24 protein-coding genes and 1 CRISPR repeat array are annotated in these 24930 nt (G+C 46.8%); of the genes, 16 read left to right on the forward strand and 8 right to left on the reverse strand.

Translation table 11 applies throughout. The annotated features are described in order from the left end of the window. Positions 1-2: 2 nt before the first annotated feature. Positions 3-539, forward strand: coding sequence for an elongation factor P hydroxylase (locus ACN0T0_RS00050; protein WP_417221837.1), 537 nt, complete (start codon positions 3-5; stop codon positions 537-539). Positions 540-581: 42 nt separating this feature from the next. Here ACN0T0_RS00050 and ACN0T0_RS00055 read toward each other — a convergent pair whose 3' ends face one another. From ACN0T0_RS00055 to ACN0T0_RS00070, 4 genes are all read right to left on the reverse strand, one after another. Then, a complete protein-coding gene (locus tag ACN0T0_RS00055) occupies positions 582-1058 on the reverse strand; it encodes a copper chaperone PCu(A)C (RefSeq protein ID WP_417221839.1) in 477 nt (158 codons plus the stop codon). Positions 1059-1151: 93 nt separating this feature from the next. Next, the gene (locus tag ACN0T0_RS00060) at positions 1152-1757 is read right to left on the reverse strand and encodes an SCO family protein (protein WP_417221841.1); all 606 of its coding nucleotides are present in this window, start codon (positions 1755-1757) and stop codon (positions 1152-1154) included. Continuing rightward, positions 1757-2233, reverse strand: a complete 477-nt coding sequence (locus ACN0T0_RS00065; RefSeq protein WP_417221842.1) for a hypothetical protein — start codon at positions 2231-2233, stop codon at positions 1757-1759. Before ACN0T0_RS00065 ends, ACN0T0_RS00060 begins: the two co-directional genes overlap by 1 nt. Before the next feature lie 190 nt (positions 2234-2423). After that, positions 2424-2666: a hypothetical protein gene (locus ACN0T0_RS00070; RefSeq protein ID WP_417221844.1), complete on the reverse strand. Its 243-nt coding sequence runs from the start codon at positions 2664-2666 to the stop codon at positions 2424-2426. Positions 2667-2794: 128 nt separating this feature from the next. Here ACN0T0_RS00070 and ACN0T0_RS00075 point away from each other — a divergent pair, with 128 nt between their 5' ends. The 13 genes from ACN0T0_RS00075 to cas2e all read left to right on the forward strand — a co-directional run bounded on the left by ACN0T0_RS00075 (position 2795) and on the right by cas2e (position 15304). Beyond that, the gene (locus ACN0T0_RS00075; protein ID WP_417221846.1) at positions 2795-4114 is read left to right on the forward strand and encodes a deoxyguanosinetriphosphate triphosphohydrolase; all 1320 of its coding nucleotides are present in this window, start codon (positions 2795-2797) and stop codon (positions 4112-4114) included. Between the two features lie 53 nt (positions 4115-4167). Further along, positions 4168-4533 carry a translation initiation factor Sui1 gene (locus tag ACN0T0_RS00080; protein WP_417223369.1) on the forward strand — a complete coding sequence of 122 codons (366 nt, stop codon included), beginning with the start codon at positions 4168-4170 and terminating at the stop codon, positions 4531-4533. Between the two features lie 179 nt (positions 4534-4712). Beyond that, positions 4713-5474 (forward strand): retropepsin-like aspartic protease, encoded by a 762-nt coding sequence (locus ACN0T0_RS00085; RefSeq protein ID WP_417221848.1) that lies wholly within the window; start codon positions 4713-4715, stop codon positions 5472-5474. Between the two features lie 166 nt (positions 5475-5640). Continuing rightward, positions 5641-6477, forward strand: a complete 837-nt coding sequence (locus tag ACN0T0_RS00090; RefSeq protein ID WP_417221850.1) for a WYL domain-containing protein — start codon at positions 5641-5643, stop codon at positions 6475-6477. Positions 6478-6602: 125 nt separating this feature from the next. Next, complete coding sequence (gene cas3 / locus ACN0T0_RS00095) at positions 6603-9086, forward strand: CRISPR-associated helicase/endonuclease Cas3 (RefSeq protein WP_417221852.1); 2484 nt, start codon at positions 6603-6605, stop codon at positions 9084-9086. Between the two features lie 3 nt (positions 9087-9089). Then, on the forward strand, positions 9090-9629 hold the full coding sequence (gene cas6e, locus ACN0T0_RS00100; RefSeq protein WP_417221853.1) for a type I-E CRISPR-associated protein Cas6/Cse3/CasE: 540 nt from the start codon (positions 9090-9092) through the stop codon (positions 9627-9629). Positions 9630-9644: 15 nt separating this feature from the next. Further along, entirely contained in the window at positions 9645-10076 is a 432-nt protein-coding gene (locus tag ACN0T0_RS00105) for a hypothetical protein (protein ID WP_417221854.1), read from the forward strand. A 20-nt stretch (positions 10077-10096) separates the two neighbouring features. Next, complete coding sequence (cas7e, locus tag ACN0T0_RS00110; RefSeq protein ID WP_417221856.1) at positions 10097-11122, forward strand: type I-E CRISPR-associated protein Cas7/Cse4/CasC; 1026 nt, start codon at positions 10097-10099, stop codon at positions 11120-11122. 10 nt (positions 11123-11132) lie between these two features. Then, positions 11133-11789, forward strand: a complete 657-nt coding sequence (gene cas5e / locus ACN0T0_RS00115) for a type I-E CRISPR-associated protein Cas5/CasD (RefSeq protein WP_417221858.1) — start codon at positions 11133-11135, stop codon at positions 11787-11789. Further along, the gene (locus tag ACN0T0_RS00120) at positions 11776-13242 is read left to right on the forward strand and encodes a type I-E CRISPR-associated protein Cse1/CasA (RefSeq protein WP_417221860.1); all 1467 of its coding nucleotides are present in this window, start codon (positions 11776-11778) and stop codon (positions 13240-13242) included. The genes cas5e and ACN0T0_RS00120 overlap by 14 nt, the downstream gene beginning before the upstream one ends. 24 nt (positions 13243-13266) lie before the next feature. After that, positions 13267-14088 carry a KilA-N domain-containing protein gene (locus ACN0T0_RS00125; RefSeq protein ID WP_417221862.1) on the forward strand — a complete coding sequence of 274 codons (822 nt, stop codon included), beginning with the start codon at positions 13267-13269 and terminating at the stop codon, positions 14086-14088. A gap of 2 nt (positions 14089-14090) precedes the next feature. Continuing rightward, a complete protein-coding gene (gene cas1e / locus ACN0T0_RS00130) occupies positions 14091-15011 on the forward strand; it encodes a type I-E CRISPR-associated endonuclease Cas1e (RefSeq protein ID WP_417221864.1) in 921 nt (306 codons plus the stop codon). 2 nt (positions 15012-15013) lie between these two features. After that, positions 15014-15304: a type I-E CRISPR-associated endoribonuclease Cas2e gene (gene cas2e / locus ACN0T0_RS00135; RefSeq protein WP_417221866.1), complete on the forward strand. Its 291-nt coding sequence runs from the start codon at positions 15014-15016 to the stop codon at positions 15302-15304. Between the two features lie 82 nt (positions 15305-15386). Beyond that, a CRISPR array of direct repeats spans positions 15387-17797; the repeat unit is 29 nt; unit sequence GTGTTCCCCGTAAGCACGGGGATGAACCG. A gap of 73 nt (positions 17798-17870) precedes the next feature. Here the strand turns inward: cas2e and ACN0T0_RS00140 are convergent. After that, complete coding sequence (locus ACN0T0_RS00140; protein ID WP_417221867.1) at positions 17871-18827, reverse strand: hypothetical protein; 957 nt, start codon at positions 18825-18827, stop codon at positions 17871-17873. 266 nt (positions 18828-19093) lie between these two features. Between ACN0T0_RS00140 and ACN0T0_RS00145 the strand changes: the two genes are divergently transcribed. After that, a complete protein-coding gene (locus tag ACN0T0_RS00145; RefSeq protein WP_417221869.1) occupies positions 19094-19654 on the forward strand; it encodes a DUF1285 domain-containing protein in 561 nt (186 codons plus the stop codon). Between the two features lie 87 nt (positions 19655-19741). Here ACN0T0_RS00145 and ACN0T0_RS00150 read toward each other — a convergent pair whose 3' ends face one another. The 3 genes from ACN0T0_RS00150 to metG form a co-directional block, all read right to left on the reverse strand. Beyond that, positions 19742-20725 carry a serine/threonine protein kinase gene (locus tag ACN0T0_RS00150; RefSeq protein WP_417221871.1) on the reverse strand — a complete coding sequence of 328 codons (984 nt, stop codon included), beginning with the start codon at positions 20723-20725 and terminating at the stop codon, positions 19742-19744. Positions 20726-20729: 4 nt separating this feature from the next. Then, positions 20730-21194, reverse strand: a complete 465-nt coding sequence (locus ACN0T0_RS00155) for a CYTH domain-containing protein (RefSeq protein WP_417221872.1) — start codon at positions 21192-21194, stop codon at positions 20730-20732. Between the two features lie 71 nt (positions 21195-21265). Then, a complete protein-coding gene (gene metG, locus ACN0T0_RS00160; RefSeq protein WP_417221874.1) occupies positions 21266-23311 on the reverse strand; it encodes a methionine--tRNA ligase in 2046 nt (681 codons plus the stop codon). A gap of 312 nt (positions 23312-23623) precedes the next feature. Here metG and ACN0T0_RS00165 point away from each other — a divergent pair, with 312 nt between their 5' ends. Next, positions 23624-24874, forward strand: a complete 1251-nt coding sequence (locus ACN0T0_RS00165; RefSeq protein WP_417221875.1) for an HDOD domain-containing protein — start codon at positions 23624-23626, stop codon at positions 24872-24874. Positions 24875-24930 lie beyond the last annotated feature (56 nt).

Here is a 24930-nt window from a genome sequence, read left to right on the forward strand (position 1 = left end):
ATATGAACCCACGCACACCTGATAGTTTGATTCATCTATTCAACGGGCTTTTTAGTGACAGCTTGAATACCGTGTTAGAGCGGGGCGATGATGAACCTATCTATCTGCCTGCCGATGATCAAAACCCTCATCATCGCATCATTTTTGCCCATGGTTTTTTTGCCAGTGCATTACACGAGATTAGCCATTGGTGTGTCGCTGGAGAGCAGCGCCGCTTATTGGTTGATTTTGGCTATTGGTATAAACCGGATGGCCGAACGGCTGCAGAGCAGGCTGAATTTGAAAAAGTCGAGGTTAAGCCGCAAGCATTGGAATGGCTGTTGTCAGAAGCCGCAGGGCATAAATTTCACTTCAGCGCGGATAACCTTGGGGCCAATATGGGCGCAAGCGACACCTTTAAAAGCGCCGTTCAGCAGCAGGTTATAAATTATCTTGTTAGCGGGCTTCCCTCGCGTGCAGCGAAGTTGCTTGCTGCTTTGCAGCAGTATTACGGCACTGAACCTCTATGCCCCAAGCGATTTTCATTACAAGGTAAATAAACCGACGAATCGCCGGTTATGTTTGGCTTTTAATTAGTCTAGTTATTCAGCTGACATGCTCTTTTTCATATCATGATGCATCTTCATATTGCCCATTCCTGCCATCACATCCATGACTTGAATATCGAACTTTTCAGTGCTGCCATCACTGAAATTGAGGGTCAGGTCGATCATTTCATCCTTAGCCAGATTACGCTTAAGCCCGATCAACATGATATGTAAGCCGCCGGGTTTTAGCTCTACTTCGCTATTGGCTTGCAGAGTGATTTGAGGAATCTGACGCATCTTCATGACCCCGTCAGCATGGGTGTGGGTATGCAGTTCGGCGACTTGGGCGATAGAGGTTGATGCGGACACCAGTGATACCTCTTCATTACTGTTGTTTTTTAAGCTCATGAAAGCGGCGCTATTGGGCTGTCCTGGTGGCACAGCACGAGCATAGGGGTGATCTACAACCACTTCAGCGAAAGCCGAAGCAGACAGTGTCAGTGCGGCAACCAGCGTAATTAGCTTTTTCATAACAGTCCTATTGTCATCACGGTTTATGTGGAACCGTATTTATCGGTCAAGGTTTAAGGTAAATAAAATTATCATCAACGCCTTTGTGAGGGGTCATAGCAGGTTTTTTATTTCGCTGACGACTTGATCAGGTGTTGTACCGTGTAGGAGTGCTTTTGCCAGCTCTCCCTGTTTGTTAATCATATAGATGCGCGATGAGTGATCGACGGCATAGCCCATCGCTGAATCTTTCATCTCAACGATACGGTAGAAGGCGCCATACTGAGCGACAATATTGTCAATGCTCTCACGACTACCGGTAACGCCGATGATAGAGGGGTGGAAAAAGTGGCTATATTCGGCTAAACGTGCCGGAGTATCGCGTTCAGGGTCTACGCTGATAAAGATCGGTTGAACCTGCTTTTGTTGCTCACTGCTAAGATTTTTTAAGGCTTGTGAGATAACAGCGAGTGAGGTGGGACACACGTCAGGGCAATGGGTATAGCCGATATAGAGCATCACGACTTTTCCCTGAAAGTCATGCAGTGAAACATCACCATCGACTCCCTGGAGGGTAAAGTCGCCCCCGAGCTTTTTTAACATCGAGCCGCTATTGGCGTTGTTTGGCTGTGGCGCTAGTAGATAGGCGGTGACAATACCTGCCAGCAGAGCCAGTGTTAGCAGTAACAGATTACGCAGTGTCGTTAGGTTGTTTGCCATTATTTTGCTCTAAATTCAAACCATGTTGATAGTGGTCCCGCAGCCGTGTCTGCTGAGACGGTTAAGTGCCATAACATCTCTCCGGTGGTGCAGACAGCGAGCTGTCCAACACCATGGAAAACGCCAGGCTTGCCCTCAACAGCGGTCAATGCTGTTTGGTTGATACCCATGAACATCTCACTACCCTGTAGATTCACCATTACCTCGCTGACATCAGCCCCTTCGATGGTTACCTGATAGTCGAAAGGTGTCATCGAACGAATGGGCCGAGGCTGGATATCCAGTGTCAAACGGGCTTCGCCGATGTTGACCGTACAGGCCTGGTGATTAATATCGCAGCGACTCTCAACCCCTACCGCTTCGTTGGTTGGCAAACTGAATATCGAAGATCCTAACCAGACGGCCAAAATAAAGCCTCCGAGTAGAATGAGGTAAAGATAGTTAGCACTGCTTTTATTGGCTTTAGGTTGCGCCATTGATAGGTATTTCCTTTAGCTGAATTGTCACCGATTCGGGCGTGGATCTGAATGTGGCAAATTGTCGCATTATCAATGAGGATAGTGAAATGAAGCGCGGTTTTATTTCGCTATGTCTTCAGGCCGAAAGCCGATCACTTAGGGCCTGTCACCGATGGATGTCAGTGGCTGGAAGTGAGGTCTCTTAGCGTTAGCCTAACGGTTTCTGCCGCGAGACTGAGCGGTCACGACAGGCCTGAAGCTCGACCTCAAGGTCGCTAAGCCGTTGCGGCTCATGTCGCAGTGCGATCCTGATCGTCTGTGTGCCTACATACACCGCCAATGGAGCTGTTTGAAATGACAATGATTGTTGTTGTGCTTCTGGGTAGCGGATTTGCGCAAACATGATATGGATATCGTGATCACAGGGTATAACCGAAAGGGGTAAAGACATATTCCGCTCCAGTGGCGTAAATCGCTGCGAGCAGACCGCTCAAAACGGTGTGTTTGACCTCGGTATCGATTGATTTGCGTGGTTTGATATCGCACACTGGAGGTAACAATCGTTGACGGACCTGTATCATGGAGTGGGATAAACTACTGACAACCAAGCGTTATGGCCATGAATATCTAACCCCGAAAGAGGTTGGGCGGAGCCATTTTCACAAGGACCATGACCGCATTATATTTTCCAGTGCTTTTCGGCGACTGGGGCGTAAAACTCAGGTGCATCCTTTATCGCTTAATGATCATATTCATACCCGTCTGACCCACAGTATCGAAGTGGGAAGCCTTGGGCGTAGCTTAGGGATTCGGGTGGGTGAGCTGCTGGCTGATCAGTTGCCCGAATGGATAAGTCCCCATGATCTGGGCACCATTGTACAGTCGGCCTGTTTAGCACACGATATTGGTAATCCTCCTTTTGGTCATGCGGGTGAATATGCGATTCGCGATTGGTTTAAGCATAAGGCACCGAAACATTACCTCGACGAGTTATCGGCTGCCGAGTTATTAGACTTGCAGACCTTTGAAGGTAACGCGCAGGGCTTTAGAGTGGTGACACGAATTGAAAATCACCTCTTTGATGGCGGTCTTCGATTGACTTACCCGACCCTCGGGACGCTGCTGAAATACCCCTGGACTGTCGATCGAGCTGGTAAAAAAGGCAAGTTCAGTTGCTTTGGCACCGAGCGCGAAATTCTTAATGCCTTAGGACGAGAATTGGGCTTGGTTAAGCTCGGTGAGGACTACTGGTGTCGTCACCCGTTAGCTTTCTTGGTGGAGGCGGCGGATGACATCTGTTATGCGATTTTAGATCTTGAAGATGCAATCGAGTTAAATATTCTTGGTTTTGACGATATTAAGCCGATTATGCTGCAAATTTGCGGTGACCTTAACTACCAAGATCAGATCTTTTTCACACAGGCCTCTGCGCGGCGTAAAATCTCGGCCCTGCGCGGTATGGCAATGGAAAATATGGTCGAATCAACGGTTTCGGCTTTTATGGCTAACCTTGAGGGGATCATGGCCGGTGAATATACAGGAGAGTTGCTGGCCGACGGTGACCCTGGGGTACGAGAAGGGCTTGAGAAAGCCAAAAATTTAGCTCGTGATCGCGTGTTTCCCGATAACCGTAAAGCAGAACTTGAGGTGGGCGCTTATAGTACCTTAGGTAGTCTGTTAGATGCTTTTTGTGCGGCGGCCTATGAACTGCATACTCAAAACAGCGATCAGCTGAGTTATCGCAGCCAAAAGATTATTAGTTTGATGGGCATTCATAGTCCAGAACCCCAGTGGCCATTGTACCCCTCTTATATGCGGGTACTCGATTTTATTGGCGGAATGACCGACAATTACGCCGCCTATCTGGCGCGTCAGATCGGTGGTATGTCTGTCAACTAAGCTTTATTTAATTCACTCTATTCTGTCAATGAAGAAGGTATAACGTAGTGTCAATGCGTGATCAGTTAAGTGGCCTGGTATTCTCTACTGAAAAAGGTCAAGTGTGTCCGGGCTGCCAAGAGGCGGTCGATCAATGTATCTGCGATCAACTGGCCGATCAGCAGCGTTTGGAAAACCTCGACGGTGTGATCCGTATTCGCCGTGAAACCTCGGGTCGCAAAGGGAAAGGCGTCACCACGATTGCCGGAGTTCCATTGGCGGATAAAGCACTTAAAGAGCTAGCTAAAAAGCTTAAGCAACAGTGTGGTACCGGGGGCTCATTGAAAGATGGCATTATCGAGATACAGGGTGATCATCGAGAGAAGCTAAAGCAGCTACTCGAAAAGCAGGGCTATCGTGTGAAATTGGCGGGTGGTTAATATGACTGTGCCAAAGAGGAAAAGAAAAAGAGTCTGTAAGTTCTGTTTGATGATGCGCTTCATGTTGCTGTTTCTAGCGATCGTTGCGGTTTTCCTATTAAATGGTGTTTATCAGTTTTGGAATTGAGTCATCACATAGCGGCAAGGAGCCGGTGATGCAATAACAGGGAGCCGGTACGATGTGTCGATCTATCTATGTGATATCTTTTTTACTTTGCGTGAGCGTATCGTTTTCGCCTACTGTCACTGCACAAATCTTTCATTATACCGATGGCAATGGACGCAAAGTCTATGTTGATAGTGAACATAAAATTCCGCCCCAGTACCGTCAAAAAAGTCAGTCGATCGATACTGAGCGTCAAACTGATGAGGAAAAACAAGCCAGTGAAGTGAGTCGGCAGCAGCTCAGTAATGAGTTTCAACGCAAGCAGCAGATTCGTAAGTTAGAAAGCACCATCGCTAAAATGACAACCCCCGTGAAAATTATTGGTAACCAAGTATTGGTGCCGGTGGATGTTGTTTGGCGGGGGCGTAAAGCCAGTCTACACCTGTTGCTCGATACCGGCGCGAGTATGACCGTACTTCATCGTGACGGGGTTAGCTCACTGAATATCGCCAGCCGTAATTCCAGTTATGCACAGGTGGCTGGTGGCGGCATTATCAAAACCGAACGGGTGGTGTTTGATCGAGTTGAACTCGGGCCCTATCGGATTGAAAATAAATCCACCGCGGTAATTGAAACAACCGGCCAGCAAGCCTTTGATGGGCTTTTAGGCATGGATATCCTCGGTGGTGGTCAATATAAAATCGACTTTCAGCAACGTAAGATTATCTGGTCGCCGGAGAAATACCAGCAATTCACGGATGCGCTTGTGCAGCTAAAGGCTATTAGCGCTGAACCTGATAACTTGGCGGGCTCAATTGATGGCCGCAACGAATGAAACAAAGAGGGTAATGAAAAAGCGGTAAAGTAAGTTTACAGCCTCTCTGGGGAGAGGAATATAGGTTAGGTGATGAATGGAGTTAGGGGAGTGTCATGATTTGACCGACTCTCGTAGTTAATGACGTTATACCATCCACAGGAATGAATGCAGGTAAGCAATGGATATGACAAGGATCAGTTATCAGGAAGCTGAACATTATCGGATAATCGAAACCTTCGCCCAATGGGAAGGCCGAATCAATACCACCTATCTACAAAAGATTCTGCAGATTAGTCGGCAGAAAGCCTCAGAAATTGTAGGTTGTTATCAAAATTATGCGCCCGATAATTTAAGATATGATGCCTCGGCAAAGGGCTATATACCGACTGCGGATTTTCAGCCGCGTTTTACTCAGGGGCATATTGATGAGTATGGTCAACTTCTTGCCCGAAGCGGTTGTATCGACTACCTGTCAATTTTTGAGACAGGTTTTTGTTACTTGGACGCGCCTTTGCGAAACATCTCACCCTCTTTGGTTCAACCTATCATGCGGGCGATTCGCGACAAGCTCAGAATCGACATAGGTTATACCTCACTCAGCAGTCCCGAATATGAATCACGCATCATCTCACCCCATTGCTTAGTTTTCGATGGCATCCGCTGGCACGTTCGTGCCCACTGTGGAAAAAATAATGATTTTCGCGATTTCGTACTCTCCCGTTTTAATGGCGAAGCTGAATTTGAAGGCCCTGCATCATGCACAGCCGAGCAAGACGAGCGGTGGAATACGTGGCTAGACCTAATTATCCAACCAGATCCAAGGCTTGCCCCTCAAAAGCGTCGGTTGTTAGAACTGGATTACCAAATGGAAAATGGTCAGCGTGTCATCTCCGTACGTGCTGCATTAGTTATGTATCTCACTCAGCGCCTACGGCTTGATCACTATGATCAAAACCCTGAAGCCCAACAAATCATTATTGAACCTGAATGTCTCAAGCGTATTTCACAATACCTGCCTTAAAAAACGACATGTGTTTTTAACCAGCATTGCTGAGCTTCTTTAAACGCGTTTGAATAAGCCCAGTCAGGATGACAGCTGGACGTTGGAATAAGGTAAAGGATATCAAGGAAACGGAAAGGCCAAGGATGGCTGCTTTTAAAGGGGAATACTCGATGACATCTATTCCACCCTATATGCAATATTGGGGTAAAGCTAAAAAAGACCCTGATAGTGAAGGGGCTGATTATCATTTGTTACCGTATCACTGCTTGGATGTGGCAGCTGTAGCGGAAATATGGTTAAAAACATCGCCTACGCTATTGTTACAAATTGCGAAACAACTGAATACTGAACCTGAAAAAGCTCAACGTATCATTCTTTTTTATATTCTTCTGCATGATTTGGGTAAGTTTGATGCTAGATTTCAAAATTTCAGGGAAGATATTAGAAAGTCATTACAAGGCGACGACTGGGAGGTCGAACCTGACTCTACCTATTACTCTCACGGTTCTTGTGGCTATCAGCAGTTTTGCCAAGTTTTCGGGGTGAACCAAGCAATGAAAGCGGTTGCAGGTCATCATGGCTTTTGTGATGTATCTTTCGATTACTTTGAACCGGATGCAGATGAAGCGTTAATTGAGCTAGATATGCACGCTAGGCAGGACTGGATTCATTTCTGTTTGCAATTTTGCCAGTTGGATACGATCCCTGAGGTAAGAGAAATATCGCTGTTAGCTGGGTTGTGTAGTGTCGCAGATTGGATTGGTTCTTCGATTACTGACTTTACGACTGAGGTTGATTTGAATTTAGCTCAGTACTATCAAAATACCTTACCGCGAGCAGAAGCAGCTTTAAAACAAACGGGGATGATTGAACAAATTCTGGGGGCAGGATTTCGCTTTCTCTTTCCCAGCTACGCTCCCAGGGGTGTTCAATGTTTATTAGATAATTTACCCCTTAAACCAGGTCTAACTATCGTAGAAGCTGATACGGGGTCAGGAAAAACGGAATTTGCACTGGCATATGCGTCTACCTTAATTAAATCCGGCTTTGCTGATGGCGTGGTATTTGGGTTGCCTACACAGGCTACGGCAAATGGTTTGTTCAGTCGTATTGGTAAAGCTGCAAATATATTGTTTCCTGATGCGCTTCCGACATTAGCTCACGGGAAGTCCAGATATTTATTATCAGATATGTCAGATGAAAGTGGGTTCTTACATCAGTCCAATAAACGGGCATTTCTAGGGGCTGTTTCTGTAGCGACGATTGATCAGATATTGATGGGCGTTTTAAGTGTACGTCACCAGTTTGTAAGATCTTTTGGCACCCGAAAGTCAGTATTGGTTCTGGATGAAATTCATAGCTTTGACCCCTACATGATGGGGTTAATTGAACAGGTGCTGAAAGGTCAGCATCAGGCGTATGGCAGCGTGATTTTATTATCAGCAACCTTGCCAGAGCATACTAAAGAGAAGTTATTGTCTTGCTATAAAGGCAAATTTAGCTCTGACGAATATCCCCTTGTTACTCACACAGATTTGTTAGGTAATACAAAGGAATATCCATTACCTGAAGGTATGAAAGTAAATAAAAAAAGAGTTGTCAAAACACATATCTGGCAAGCAGAAAACTGCCTTCCCAGCAGTGATCAGATAGTCCAAATACACCGTTGGGTCGTACAGGGGGCCATGGTGGCTGCTATCTGTAATACGGTGGCTGATGCACAGAAATTATATCTTAAAATCATTGCTGAAAACCCTGAATATCCAGTGGATTTATTTCATGCCCGCTATGCTTTTGCTGATCGTGAACGCATCGAAAAACAAGTGTTGTCTGATTACGGTAAAGAGGCTAAACGTTCGGGCCGGCTATTAATCTCAACTCAGGTAATCGAACAATCACTAGATCTCGACTTCGATATTATGATCAGTCAGATAGCGCCTATTGAATATCTGATGCAGCGTATGGGGCGTTTATGGCGACATGATAGGCTCAATTCAAGCTTGCAGCAGCGAACGAATAGTATACGCGAGCCATTATTTATCACATTAGTGCCGGAATCAGAGCTGGAAACCGAAACTGATCTCAAGCAGGCGCAACAGCATTATTCGGGAAGCGGCTATGTTTATCAGAATGTACGCTGGCTTTACCGTACCCAGAAGTTCCTTCAACAGCATTCAGAGTTGATTTTTCCTGACTGTTACCGAAGCGCTATCAAGTTTGTTCATACTCTTAATGCTTACCATTCTGAACCAGAAGTATTAGGAGCAATAGCCGATGCCTTTGAATTAAAAGGGGAGGGGAGTAATTATACTGCAAGGCAGATCAGTTCTATGCAATCGAGACCACTTAATGATGTCGATCCGCGTTGTGCATTGTTAACCCGAGACGGGGAAATGAGCGTATCGGTCGTACTCTTTAATGAGCAAGGTGAGTTATTACATGGTGGAGATTTTAATGAACAGCAAGACCGAGAAAGGAGTTTAATTTCTTTGGCCCCGAAATACGCACGAGGGCAAAAATGTTCAGAATATTTTTGTTATAAAGCGATTGTTGGAAGAGATATCCACTACAACGAATTAGGGTTCATTCGTGATGAGGTGGCCGAAGAACTCAATCTAGGAAGGTAATATATGTATCTATCAAGAATTGTAATTAACAGCCATGACACATATGAGCAACATCAGGCTGTTTGGAAATTGTTTCCTAATACACCCGAGCGTAAGCGGGATCATTTGTTTCGGGTGGAAGAACGAAGAGGTAACACTTGTATTGTGTTGTTGCAGTCTTCGACAGCACCTAAATCATGTGACTCTGTAAAGGTGACGGCCAGCAAACAGTTTTCAACCAAGTTATCGGAAGGGAGTTATTACAAGTTCAAGTTAGTGGCTTATCCAACCAAATGCCTCAGTCAAGGAAAAAAGGTGATTGAGATTCATGATATATCAGCACAAATCGAGTGGCTGCAGCGTAAATTGGTTGGGGCAAATGTTCAGGTGACGGCAACGGATGATTTTCTAGTTAGCAGTAAAAATTCATATAGCAGCCGTTTTGTTTGTTTCGAAGGAATACTACAGGTATTAAATCCGCATTCTGTCGAGCAGGCCTTGGTCATGGGTATCGGTCGTAAGAAGCATGCAGGCGCTGGCTTGTTATCACTTGCTCGTATATAGCTGAAAGGAGAGTTTATGTATCAGGACATTTATAAAGCTATGCAAACGCTATCCAAAGGGGATTTGGCTGAGTTGAAACGTTGTAACTTAGGTTCTTTAGCAAACACACCAGCATATTTTCGGATATTGGCCCTCGCTAAGGTGGCAGATAACAAACAAACGCAACGTATTCTGTATTTATTGCTGCACTGTAAGGTTGAGCCTTCCGGCGAAGGCTTATCTGTAGCACGCGCCTTGATTCAGGCCGGAGTTAAAGAAGGGCAGGTGATACAAATCACCCGAAGTGGCGATAATGGCATTGATTATCTGAAGCGACAACTGGTGCGTTGTAAGGGCGTTAACCTTGAGAGTCTGGGTAAGCTAGCCCAGTACTGGGGTGATAATGCGAGAAGACAACTTCTTAAAGAATTTATCTTTGCGAATACTGAAAAATTTGAAGCTAACTGATTATCTAAAAGGAATTATTGATGACAACTTTTATAAATATCCATACCTTGATTTCTCATCCTTCTTCTATGATGAATCGTGATGATTCTGGTCTGCAAAAAACAGCGGTTTTTGGCGGTAGTGTTCGCAGCCGCATATCAAGTCAGTGTTTGAAACGTTCAATTCGTCAGAGTGACCTTTATGTTAATGCAGTAGAAGAAAAATCTATTCGTACCAATAAGTTTGATGAGTTATTGCAGCTTTGTATCGAGCAGATGCCGGATATTGATAAGAAATTAATTGAAGATGTATTGCTGAATATGGGGTCTAAAGTAAAAAAAGAGAAAGATAAAGAAACGGCTGAGATACACCGTTATTTCGATGCTGTACAGCCTTACGCATTAGGCGCGATTCGAGAAGCAGTAAATATGGTTCAAGCTGGAATAGACCTAAAAGAGTTGAAGAAAACGGTTCATATTCCAACCTTTGATGTCGCGCTCTCAGGACGCATGGACGCCAGTTGCCCTGATCGTAATGTCGAGGCTGCTATGAGTGTCGCTCATAGTATAACAACGCATAGCGCAGATATTGAGGTGGATTGGTTTACTGCATGTGATGATCTAGCAGAACAGGGCTCTGGTCATATAGGCACTACAGAATTCAGCTCAGGTGTTTTTTATCGCTACGCCTCTATTAATCTTGATCTGTTAGCTGAAAATGTAAAAGCAACCATTGCAGATGTAGCGCCCATCGTTAAAACAATAGTGCGGTGTTTCGCACAAGTGACTCCCTCAGCAAAACAAAAGGTATTTGCCGCTCATAACCAAGCGGATTTTGTTTTGGTCACTCAGTCGGATCAGCCACTGTCACTTGCCAACGCATTTCGTAAACCGATTGACAATAGCGGTGAAGTAATGGAACGGTCGATTGAAGAGTTAATTAAACACTATGAAAAGTTAATAAATGCTTATGATATTGATTCCAAAGCAATGGGTTTAGACCTGACTGAAACAGCAAAAAGTGATCAAATAATCTGGGTTAGTAAAATTAGCGATATTCAGTTTTAAGGAGGTTTTCATGAAAACCAGAACCCTAATTCTGAAAACAGAAGGTATGTCAGCCTACGGCTTGCAGACCTTTGATATCCATCGCCGAGTTAACCATTTTCCGACGCGGTCTGCTGTATTGGGTTTATTGGGGGCCGCTTTGGGAATTACCCGTGACCGACACCGAGAGCTGTTTGAATTGTCTGAGCAGTTGGACATTGCCGTTCAGGTTAATCAGTGTGGCGAAAAAATGGTGGATTATCACACTGTTCAGAATTTTCGCAGCCCACAGGGGAAGATTCAAAACGGTACTAAACCAACGTATCGGGAGTATTGGTGTGATTCGGCGCATACCTTCGCTATCAGTGGCGATGACAAGCTGGTTAAGCATCTTGCTGCAAAAGTAAAACAACCGGTTTTTTCGGTCTTTCAGGGACGTAAGTCTTGCCCGTTAACTCGTCCTTTGTTTGAACTCATATTGGAAGAAGCTAACCCCGCGAATGCGTTAAAAAATCTTGGCTTAGGTGGGCAGATTTTTAGTGATATTGCTGGTGTGAATAAGGTGGCTACGCTACAGGTACGAGATAAAACTACTAGCGAACCAAGAAAATATGCCATGCGTACCGTGCATGTTTGTGCCTCACCCAGGGGGCAGATTGAGAAGGAAAACAATGATGAATCTACTTAAGGATGATTTTGTCTCAACCAATCATGGCAAAGTATCGCTGAAAACAATTCTAACCACTGATAAAGACTATCAACTTCAGTATTACTTTGATGAAATCCAGCTGGCTATGCTGCAACTTTTAAGTTCTTTAGCGACAGCCGTTTTACAGCCTGATACAAAACAGTTGCAGCACTACCTTATCAATGGGATTACGTGTGAGGAGTACGATCGAAAATTATCTGAGATGCATTCGGAGTGGTTTGAAGGTGATTGTTTTATGCGTTCCTCGCCTCCTGTTAATGCCAAAAATCCAAGTGCGCCTATTACAAAAATGCTGTCAGGTATTGAGTGTGGTACTTCTCCAAATGCAATAGGGTTATTTTCTGAAGTAAAGGATGCTGAGACAATCTGTCCAGACTGCTCACATGTCCTTAACTATAACTTGCATATGAATATCAAAGGAGAATGTTTTGGACCTACTGGCGCAACAGGAATTCGGGGAGGTGGAGCTATTTCTACCCTGATTGCAGGTGATGGTTTAAAGCAAACAGTCTTCAGTAACATAGTTGCGACAGATTTATTTGATAAGTATGCGGAATTGGATTCGGAAGCAGATAATAAGCCAATGTGGATTTCTCCATTACTAGGGGGGCTTTATCAGGCACAAAAAATTGGCTTAATTCGGGGGCTGTTTGCACTGGCTTACCATATTAATTTTATTGTTGAAGATAAAATATGTCACTGCGATGTCTGCGGCTGTGAATCAGAACAGTCTGTCACAACATTTATGAGGGAAAAGTATAAGGGTAGCTATGGTTCTACTAAAGCGGGCAGAGATGCCGGCGCTGGTTGGTGGCCTCATCCCTATACTCCTAGATCAGTGAGAGAAGATGGCGTTTATGCCGTGTGTGCTAGGGATCAGAATTGGCAATCTTGGCAGGAGCTAACCAGCTATATAGTTGGTAAAGAAACGGATAAGGCAATGTTTGAACCGGCCTATATCGTTCGTCAATATCAGGAAATTTCTGGTCAAAGCAGAACGAGCCTTTTGGTTGGAGGAAATATAGCGGATCAGGGATCTATCCTTGGACGCGTTTACGATTTGTATTCCATGCCCTCTTCATTAAGCAATCACCTGAGTAGAATAACTCAGGTGGTCGATGCGGGACTAAGTCAAAAAGATAAATTGTCACAGGCACTGAACAAGATGTTTGGTATTGGGTACGATAAAAACTTTGTAGCGGGCATTAAAGATCAAGCAATGCATAGGTTTGTATCGAATACCCAGCAGATAATTCAAAACATTCTTTTAGATGTAGATCGTAAAGAAGCTGGCGAACTAAGACGGTCAGCAATCGAGGAACTAGATGCAGAGGCTAAATTGATATACTCAAGCATTCAAAGAAAATATCAGCATGATTTGCCTTTGTTCAAAGCATTGGTGAAAGGTGAATATCTGTTGAACAAAAATTGATGCAGAAACAGACAAGGATGAGCCATGAAATCAAAACTGCAGGTATTAGACCAAACTATTTCAACAAACACCAAGGATGGTATTGAGTATATCTGCATTACCGATATCGCCAAATATAAGGGCAGTGATCGAGCTGCTCATATCATTGGCAATTGGATACGAAATAGAAATACGATTGAGTTCTTGGGTATTTGGGAACAGCTTAATAACCCGAGTTTTAAAGTCCTCGAATTCGAGGACTTTAAAAAAGAGGCGGGTCTTAACAGCTTTACCTTAACCCCGAAACAATGGATACAAACCACAGCGGCCATTGGCATTATATCTAAAGCGGGTCGCTATGGTGGTACCTACGCTCAAAAGGATATCGCTTTTGAATTTGCCAGCTGGATCTCAGTTGAATTCAAACTCTACCTCATCAAAGAGTTCCAGCGTCTCAAGGAGCAAGAATTCGAGCAGCTTGGTTGGGACATTAAACGCAACTTGGCCAAAGTTAATTATCAAATTCATACCGATGCGATTCAGCAACACTTAATTCCTGATCTGCTTAGCCAACAACAAGTATCAGCGGTCTATGCCAGCGAAGCTGACCTGCTTAATGTGGCTTTGTTTGGTCTCACCGCAAAGCAATGGCGTGAAGAAAATTCGAGTGAAAAAGGCAATATGCGTGATCATGCCAATGTTCATCAATTAGTTTGCCTCGCTAATTTGGAATCTATGAATGCTTATCTTATTCGACAAGGATTAAGTCAACCAGAGCGCATTGTTCAGCTTAATGATTTAGCTATCCAGCAAATGAAGGTGTTAGTTAAATCCAGCTCTCATCTGCTGCCTGAGCAAAAAGGATAAATATGGCCTTTGTTCCGTTAAAACCGATTCCAATCAAGGATCGTAACTCCATGATTTTTGTGGGTATGGGGCGTATCGATGTTCGTGATGGCGCGTTTGTTGTTATTGATGAAGTGAATGGTGAGCGGATGCATATTCCCGTAGGCTCTATTGTCTGCCTGATGTTGGAGCCTGGCACACGAATAAGCCATGCAGCAGTCAAGTTGGCGGCGACAACCGGCACTTTATTAATTTGGGTCGGTGAGGCCGGAGTGCGTTTATATTCAGCCGGGCAACCAGGAGGTGCCCGTGCTGATCGTCTACTTTATCAGGCAAAATTGGCATTGGATGAGTCGTTACGCCTCAGAGTCGTCAGAAAAATGTTTGAGCTTCGTTTTGGTGAATCACCACCAGAAAGAAGAAGCGTTGAGCAGCTGAGGGGGATCGAGGGCGCAAGAGTCAGGAAAACCTATGCAATGCTAGCAAAGCAATACAATGTTACTTGGCACGGTCGCCGATACGACCCTAAAAATTGGGATAAAGGCGACACCGTTAATCAATGTTTAAGTGCGGCAACGGCGTGTTTGTATGGTGTCACCGAAGCGGCGGTATTGGCCGCTGGCTATGCCCCCGCGATAGGCTTCGTTCATACCGGTAAACCACTTTCTTTTATCTACGATATTGCTGATTTGGTGAAGTTTGAAACTGTTGTTCCTGTTGCTTTTAAAATAGCAGCCACCAAAACACGACAGCCTGATCGTGAAGTAAGGATCGCCTGTCGTGAGATTTTCCGCACGAGTAAGTTGCTAAAACGCTTAATTCCATTAATTGAAGAGGTTCTAGCTGCTGGTGAGATTGCGCTTCCCGTAGCCCCAGCAGATGCTCAGCCGCCAGCTATCCCCGAACCGGAAACGATCGGTGATGCAGGGCATCGGAGTAAATAACCATGAGTATGCTGACGGTGGTGACAGAAGCGGTACCACCCAGATTAAGAGGACGTCTAGCCGTTTGGTTATTGGAAGTTCGGGCGGGCGTTTATGTGGGTGACGTCTCTCGTCGAATACGTGAAATGATCTGGGCTCAGGTTATTGAACTTGCTGAGGAGGGCAACGTGGTAATGGTCTGGGCCACCAATACAGAATCAGGTTTTGATTTTATCACTTACGGAAAAAACCGGCGGGTGCCTATAGATTTCGATGGTTTGAGGCTTGTTCGATTTCTTCCTCAAGACGAATAAGATATTCATCTTCGCTCTTTAACAATTTGGTAGATTTCTTAAGGAATGATTTATCCTTTAAATACAATCATGTACATTTAGAGTGTTCCCCGTAAGCACGGGGATGAACCGCTAATATCGATATGATCAATGCTGATCTAGCAGTGTTCCCCGTAAGCACGGGGATGAACCGTAGCTGTTGCCGGTTCTGCCGCTGCCGCTGCGAGTGTTCCCCGTAAGCACGGGGATGAACCTGCGTATCGTTGGTTTTTATATTCAGAATTTGAGTGTTCCCCGTAAGCACGGGGATGAACCGCAGTTCGGCTTGCTGTGACATGTCACGATTTAGTGTTCCCCGTAAGCACGGGGATGAACCGAGACAGCAGAGGATGGGGTACTAACTTACGCTGTGTTCCCCGTAAGCACGGGGATGAACCGATCTAAAAAAATCAAAATCGCGTGATTATCCAGTGTTCCCCGTAAGCACGGGGATGAACCGCGACCCAGTTCACCCTCTTCACCTGTCACCATGTGTTCCCCGTAAGCACGGGGATGAACCGTGCTGAGTGTTAACCCATTTCTGATAGCGCTCGTGTTCCCCGTAAGCACGGGGATGAACCGAGACATTGAGAAGACTGCAGTTGTGATCGCTAGTGTTCCCCGTAAGCACGGGGATGAACCGCCAGACGGAAAGCCGTTCGCCTTCTCTTGCTCGTGTTCCCCGTAAGCACGGGGATGAACCGTATTTGTTGTTGTTTTTTTCATTGAAATACTAGTGTTCCCCGTAAGCACGGGGATGAACCGACCCTGCGTTATAATGTCGTGCTACGCACTAGGTGTTCCCCGTAAGCACGGGGATGAACCGGTTGCTTTCACCCAGCGAACACCCATAGCGACGTGTTCCCCGTAAGCACGGGGATGAACCGTCTAGCGAGTTTTGAAGGTCCCACTTTCTATAGTGTTCCCCGTAAGCACGGGGATGAACCGCCCTGAACTACCGCCAGAAGATCCAAGAGCGCGTGTTCCCCGTAAGCACGGGGATGAACCGATACTCTGGCTGACCTTGAGAGTGTGCAGTTAGTGTTCCCCGTAAGCACGGGGATGAACCGGAGCGATAGACAATGAAAAAGCCAACAGTATTGTGTTCCCCGTAAGCACGGGGATGAACCGTAAACGCGCTAGACGTGGCGGTTACATCTGCGGTGTTCCCCGTAAGCACGGGGATGAACCGGGCTTACAAGTCGTCGAGGCTCAACTCTTCCCGTGTTCCCCGTAAGCACGGGGATGAACCGAACCTGATGGTATTTGTGTTCAACACACAGTAGTGTTCCCCGTAAGCACGGGGATGAACCGCATGCCAATCATGACGCGGTTGAATTTGATCTGTGTTCCCCGTAAGCACGGGGATGAACCGCAGTTTGAGAAACTCACCGTCGATGAACTTGGGTGTTCCCCGTAAGCACGGGGATGAACCGTATGCTTCTAAACTGATTGCTTATGGATATCAGTGTTCCCCGTAAGCACGGGGATGAACCGCCCGTTAAGCGGCTGGCCGTTGAAATAGATCCGTGTTCCCCGTAAGCACGGGGATGAACCGTCATCAAACTCATGACCATATTCAGATTTGAAGTGTTCCCCGTAAGCACGGGGATGAACCGCGGTCTGGATGATGTCGCGAGCTACTTGCAGGGTGTTCCCCGTAAGCACGGGGATGAACCGTTTTATTAAAAAAATGGAGTTTAGCGATAATCGTGTTCCCCGTAAGCACGGGGATGAACCGACCCCCCGGAGAACTTCCCGTTAGGTTAAACGGTGTTCCCCGTAAGCACGGGGATGAACCCAGATGCTCGAAAGCTCGCAGGCCGATGAGCTAGTGTTCCCCGTAAGCACGGGGATGAACCGCTGGTTGGTGCCGTTAAAGAAAAGGGCGATGCCGTGTTCCCCGTAAGCACGGGGATGAACCGTACATTTTTATTAACTTTACGCATTGTTTTTACGTGTTCCCCGTAAGCACGGGGATGAACCGCGATCAGTGCGTTGCGCAATTTCCGCCAAGTAGTGTTCCCCGTAAGCACGGGGATGAACCGGGTTTTGCCGAGTACGTAGGCACAAAAGCTCAGTGTTCCCCGTAAGCACGGGGATGAACCGCTCATTCTCAGCGTCCAGTCGTCGTGTCTCAGGTGTTCCCCGTAAGCACGGGGATGAACCGACACTACTATCGTTACTCTAAATAAAGATCAGGTGTTCCCCGTAAGCACGGGGATGAACCGTCACCAATGCAACAGACTGTTGAAACATTTATGTGTTCCCCGTAAGCACGGGGATGAACCGATTTAACAGGGCAGCAGTTCGGCTACCTGAAGGTGTTCCCCGTAAGCACGGGGATGAACCGCGGGATCAGCGGCCGGCGCCGTTGGCTGAGATGTGTTCCCCGTAAGCACGGGGATGAACCGCTGCTGGCCAAACTCGGCATTGAGCTGAAAGAGTGTTCCCCGTAAGCACGGGGGTTAAGGCATATGTTGATTGTTTACATGGGGCTCTTTCTGGTTCAATGATTTGACAGAAGAGAGAGTGAATTGTTTTGAGATTATAGTTCTAGTTCGGCGAGTTTCAAATCCAGTGTGGCTTTGAGAAGTTTATACAGGCGAATCGCCGCGTCTATCTCTTCTTTTCGGTTGGTTAAGCTTTCGATGTTCAGTCCCAACGGAATACCTAGGCCGCCACAGGCCTCAAGAATCTGATCAAGATTATTGCGACAGATACGGATCGATTCGCCCAGCGGGTTATGCGCATCAAGGATTCGGTGGCAGGTCGCTTGAGGGACTGAGATGCCGAGCCATTCCATAAATTCGAGTGTCTTTGCGCTACCGCAAGGGGTGAAGGTGAGAATAATCCGCTTGGGTGCTAAACCACGTTCTTTACATTCACGGGCATAGGAACTCAGCAGGTCAATAGTGGCTTGAGGGTTATACACTGCTTGTGAGATAAAAAATTCACAGCCTTGGGCGCTTTTTTCTAGCAACCGTAGGTGCTCGTTGCCTTTGCTGGCATGACGCTCTGCAATGGTGACGCCACCGAGGTTGAAGTTGAGGCTGTGTTCCTGCATTGAGGCATACGCCTGTGGCAGGGTCAGCTTGATATCCCCGTCAGAGGAGGGGCTACCAACTAACACCAGATCACGAACACCATGGGGACACCAAGCACGGTCTAGCCACTGATCAAAGTCATCTCGGCTGCGCTGAGAAACGCTCTTATAGGTGATCACCGGGCGGCCAGATTTTTCTCGCAGAATGGCAGAGTAATCTCGTGGGTCGTGGGTGTTCATGAAAGGAAACGGACGAGGCTTATCGGTTCGGCTGCTTTCGTCCTGAATGTCATAGACGATCACGCCATCGTAATCGATCTGCTCGAGACGTTCGAGCAGCTTGGTGCCTATCTCGGATACCTGTGCCATAGAAACAGAAGACTTCGGCGGGGTGGTGCCAATAAAATAGACGCCGCGTTTTGGGTCGGCGAATTTCTGTTTCAATTGTGAGTCGCTCATCAGGGTATCCGTATATGCTTAATCAGGTGCTAAATCAAATATGTTTCTCGCGAATCGATCGCTTGTGCTGGCTAAATCGTATTCGCTACTGTGCGTCGATGCTTTGACGGCTGTGTTTTACTTTTTAAGTACGATCTATTCTAACAATGAATGTCTTTCATGTGTTTAAGTTATAAGGTGAAATTTTTTGCAGTCAATATGAGCCGATTTAATGACAACTGAAATACAATACCCATAAACCCGTTTTAGATAGCCAAGGATACGTCGTGAACGAGAGCAAACCGGACCTGAGTTCTATACAGCAACAGTTGGAAGGTGATCATAAAAAGCGCCGTGCATTGCCGCCGGTGCATCTTTGGAAACCTGATTTCAGTGGTGATCTAGATATACAGATTACGCGCGATGGACGTTGGATTCATGAGGGTGGGCAGATCAAGCGCCCCGCGATGGTGACGTTGTTCTCGACTATTTTATGGCGTGAAGGGGAGCGTTACTTTTTGGTCACGCCGGTCGAAAAAGTAGGCATACAGGTTGAAGATGTACCGTTCTTCTTTGTTGGCCTAGATGTGCGTCAAGGGTCGCAGGGGCAGGAGCTCGTGTTTACCTCATCCACCGATGATGTGGTGGTGGCATCGGCGGAGCATCCGTTACGTGTCGAAACGGCCCAGGATAGTGATGAACCTTCACCCTATCTGATGGTGCGCTATGGCATGGAGGGACTCTTGAATCGAGCTGTTTTCTATCAACTGGCTGACTTAGCAGAAGAACGGGATGGGGAGTTTGGAGTGGAAAGCTGTGGTCAGTGGTTTGTGTTGGGTAAAAGTTAACCGCTTTAATCCTTAGTAGGCCGAACGCCCTTAAATGCAGGGCTTGTTCGGGGTTTAATATTTAATAAAGGCTGTTTTGGGCGGGCGTTAATTATACAGCTGTAATGGCGGCTCTTGCAGGGCAAACAGTTGCTCTCTCAATTCGAGAATATGTTCGCTCCAGTAGCGCACGGTATTAAACCAAGGGAAATTGTGTGGGAACGCGGGATCTTCCCAGCGTCTAGCGACCCAGGCGGCATAATTCATAATACGCAGAGTACGTAGGGTTTCGGTTAATCGTAGTTGCGCTGGGTTAAAGTCGCAGAATTCACGATAACCTTCAATAATCTCCAATAGTTGGGCTTGCTGACTGTCCCGCTCACCGGAGAGTAGCATCCAGATATCCTGAATCGCTGGTGCCATTCTGGCATCATCAAAATCAACGAAATGTGGTGCATTATCCCGCCAGAGCATATTGCCGATATGGCAGTCGCCGTGGACTCGGATGTGGTTGATGGGCTGGCAAACTTGCCAGTGTTGCTCCATCAGCTTGAGTAGGTCTGCGGTGAGAGTGTCGTAGGAGGTTTTCAGTTCAGCGGGAATAAACTGTTCGCTGATTAGTTTAGCGCTTTCATGGCCATAGCTAGCGATATCGATGGCTGGCCGGTGGATAAAGGGGCGACTGGCGCCGATGGTGTGTATGCGACCGAGCATTCGTCCTAAGGTGAAGAGGTTATCCATATTGTCCAGTTCGGGTGCATGACCGCCCTTGCGAGGGAACAGGGCAAACATAAAGTCGCCATAACAAAATAGGCTTTCCCCATCACGGATTAACGGTGCAACCACGGGCAGCTCTTGCGCCAGTAGCTCAAAGCAAAACTGATGCTCCTCGAGAATCTGTTCTTTGCTCCAGCGGGCAGGGCGATAAAACTTTGCAATCAACGGCTCGCTTTCTTCAATGCCAATCTGATAGACGCGATTTTCATAACTATTTAAGCCAAATACCCGCCCATCACAAAGATAGCCGAGGCTTTCAATGGCATCCTGAATAAAACTTGGGGTGAGATGTTCGAACGGGTGTACTGTGCTCATCGGGTTACCAGTTTTTGAAAGGGTGGGTCAGCAGGTTCGAATTGTAATAGCGCTTGTCGCCGGTCACTTCTTGGGTTATCCAGTCGGGCAGTACCGGTTGTTCTGTTTCGCTGCTCAGTTCTACTTCGGCGACGATCAGCCCTTGGTTGTCGCCGGCAAAGATATCCAGCTCCCAAAGATGTTGTTGATGCTGAATCAGGTAGCGGGTTTTATCGACCACGGGGCCTTTGCAGAGCTCATCGAGCATCTGGCGGGCATCGCTGACGGGGATTTCATATTCAAACTCACTGCGCGAGAAGCCGTGGGTTTCCCCTTTGAGGGTTAGAAACGCTTTATCGCCCATGATGCGGATGCGCACGGTGGTTTTATCGGCCGTTTGAATATAACCCTGACAGATGGTTAGACCCTGCTTTGGTAGATCGACTTTATCTATATCCACGAGGAACTTGCGTTCAATTTCCTGTGCCATATCGACTCCTCAATAAAAAAGGCACTCTACAGTGCCTTTAATCATAATGGTATAACGGTGATAAAGACCGTTTACATAATCCGCATGCCCGGCTGTGCGCCTTCGTGGGGTTCGAGTATCCAGAGGTCTTTACCACCGGGGCCTGCTGCCAACACCATGCCTTCAGACATGCCAAACTTCATTTTCCGCGGTGCCAAGTTGGCTACCATGACGGTCAGTTTGCCTTGCAAGTCTTCGGGGTTGTAAGCAGATTTGATACCGGCAAAGACGTTGCGGTTTTCGCCACCGATATCCAGCGTTAGCTGCAGTAGTTTATCGGCACCTTTCACATGTTCCGCTTTGACGATCAGCGCAACTCGGAGATCGACCTTAGCAAACTCATCAAAAGTGATTTCATCGGCCACTGGGTCTTTCTCTAACTCAGTTTTAACTGCCGTTGGCGCCGCAGGGGTAGTCGCTGCGATAGCGGCTAGTGTTGCTTTGCTATCTTCGATCATTGCTTCAATGCTGCTTTCTTCAACCCGTTGCATTAGCGGCTTAAATTTGTTGATCTGATGATCTAGCAGCGGTGTTTTAATCGCATCCCACGCAAAACCATTGATGTTCAGGAAGGCGGCGGTATCGTCTGCGACCTGAGGCAGTACGGGTGCCAGATAGGAGATAATCACCCGGAACAGGTTAATGCCCATGGTGCAGCAGTCTTGAACTTGCTGCTGTTTATCGTCCTGTTTCGCCAGCACCCAAGGTTCAGCCGCATCAATATACTGGTTGGCTTTATCGGCGAGATGCATGATCTCACGCATCGCTTTACCGTATTCGCGCGCTTCATAGGCATTGGCAATCAATTCGCCAGAGGCGATCGCTTCATCATACAGCGACGGTTCGGCTAATGTGCTACCGAGTTGGCCATCAAATTTCTTGTAGATAAAGCCAGCGCAACGGGAGGCGATATTGACGACTTTGTTAACCAGGTCGGCATTCACCCGCATACGGAAATCGTCTAGGCTCAAATCGATATCATCGATACCGGAACCCAGCTTCGCGGCGAAGTAATAACGCAGGTATTCTGGGCGCAGATGTTTAAGATAGGTCTCCGCCATAATAAAGGTGCCGCGAGACTTGGACATCTTCTGACCGTTAACCGTCAGGAAGCCATGGCAAAATACTTTGGTGGGAATACGGAAACCCGCACCTTCAAGCATGGCTGGCCAGAACAGGGTATGGAAGTAAGCGATATCTTTACCGATGAAGTGATACAGCTCGGTGTCGGAATCTTTATTCCAATACTCGTCAAAGTCGACATCGTTTTTATCGCACCAGTTTTTAAAGCTGGCGATATAGCCGATGGGGGCATCTAGCCAAACATAGAAGTATTTACCCGGCGCATCGGGGATTTCAAAGCCCCAATAAGGCGCATCGCGGGAGATATCCCAGTTTTGTAAACCGGATTCAAACCACTCGTTGAGCTTGTGAATCATCTGCTCTTGGACGCAAGTATCGACCCAGTTGCGCAGGAACTTTTCGAAATCACCCAGTTTGAAAAAGTAGTGTTCAGATTCTTTTTCAATCGGTTTAGCACCCGAGACCGCGGAATAAGCGTTCTTCATGTCGACCGGGCTGTAAGTTGCGCCACAGACTTCACAGGAATCGCCGTATTGATCCTGCGCGCCGCATTTCGGGCAGTCACCCTTGACGAAACGGTCTGGCAAGAACATCTCTTTTTCGGGGTCGTAGGCTTGCGTGATGGTTTTACGATCGATATGACCGGCATCACGTAGGCGACTATAAATCAATGATGAGAAGTGCTTGTTCTCTTCGGAATGGGTGGAGTAGTAGTTATCAAAACCCACCATAAACCCTGCGAAATCACGCTGATGTTCTTGGCTTACCTGATTAATCAGCGCTTCTGGCGTGGTACCCATTTGATCAGCTTTAAGCATAATGGGGGTGCCATGGGCATCATCGGCGCACACGTAGGTGCAATGATTGCCGCGCTGGTTTTGGAAGCGTGTCCAGATGTCAGTCTGGATATACTCTACCAAGTGTCCCAGATGGATAGGGCCGTTGGCATAAGGCAGAGCGCTGGTAACAAGAATCTTACGTTGTTTGTCAGTCATGATTCAGAGCAGGTCTAGGTTCAGAGATAAGCGCGCAATTTTACTCTTAAATGATTGAGAATACAGCCATAAAGGGGATCTTTTTTGTTCGCCAGAGGAATCCAGGTGCAGCGAATATTCTCACTATAGTGGGCAGTCATCATTGGCAAGTTGGGTAAATAAGACTACAACTTAATGAGCGTCTGAATAATACGTCTGGATCATGAGTGGCAACCTCAATACCGTTTTGCGGCTGTGTTATGCGTCGATAAGTATGATCGTTGGGCATGGAGCTGAATAAAGAGAGGGTTCTATGAGCCGATGGAGAGGACTATGTTCGAGTACATTCTAAAAGAAGATCAGGTTGCCGTGCTCTGGCTCGGTAAGCCGTTAGTTGATCTGAATGCGATTCCGGCCACATTAGAAGGTAAGGTCACTATCGATTTAGCACAACAGCCTGAACAAGCTGAACAGATGCTTGATAGCGGTGATTATCGAGTGATTGTGGTGCAGTTATCGGTGGAAAATTTTGATTTTCGTTACCACTGGTTGCGTAAGGTGGTCGAACATCATCCTGGGGTGGTCCGGGTTATGTTGAATGATGGTCTACATCCACCGCAAGTGGCTAAAGCGTCGGAGCTTTGTCACCGTTCGCTCCTGTTTACCTCTGCCGTTGGTGAACTCTTCAAAGAGGTTGGAGAAAGCTTTCATCTATTGCAGGCATCGAAGAAACCGGCGATCCGCGAATATGTTGGTGCGATTGAACGTTTACCATCATTACCCGGGGTCTATATTGCCTTGAATGATGCGCTGGCATCGGATGTAACCCGGGCTGAAGATATTGCTGCGATCATCGAAAGAGATCCGGCCATGTGTGCGAAGATTTTACAGCTGGTTAATTCGGCATTTTTTGCGCTCAGCAATAAAGTATTCAAAATTAAAGATGCGGTGGTGATTCTTGGGGTGCGCCAGGTGCGAGATCTGTTCCTTGTGTCGCGTTTGTTTGAACATTTTCCCCAGAGTAAAAGTTGGTCTGGATTTTCTTTTGAAAACCTCTTCGACCGCTCAATGGTGGTAGGGCGTTTTGCTCAAGCCATTTGCCGTGAACAGCGGGTTAGCCCGGATATCGCCGATAAAGCATTTTTGGGCGCACTGTTACAAGATATCGGTATGCTAGTGATCGCTACCCGTGAAGCTGAGCACTATAGTGCCGTACTGCAAGAAGCGGCGGCGCTGAATCAGCCTCTCTATGCAATTGAAAAACTTCGCCTTGGTGTGAACCATATGGAAGTGGGGGCTTATATGTTGGGGCTGTGGAATTTATCCCCAGAGGTGGTTGAGGCGGTGTTGTATCACTCTAACCCGAACGCCACCACCAGTGAAAAATTCACGCCATTAACAGCGGTGCATCTGGCGGACTCTATTTTACCCGATGTGGTAAATATCAATGAATGTCGTATCTGTAGTCGCATCAGTCAGAAGTATCTTACTCGTTTGGGGTTACAGAATAATCTATCGCGTTGGCAGCAGATGTCTGAAGAGTTTGCCTCACAGTTGTATTCCGGCGTAGGCCAGGGTTTTTAAACCCTATTGAACGCTTGGAGTGATGGGGGCGTACTGGTAGAATGCGCGGCCTATTT

Source organism: Amphritea sp. (assembly GCF_048266285.1).
GTDB lineage: Bacteria > Pseudomonadota > Gammaproteobacteria > Pseudomonadales > Balneatricaceae > Amphritea.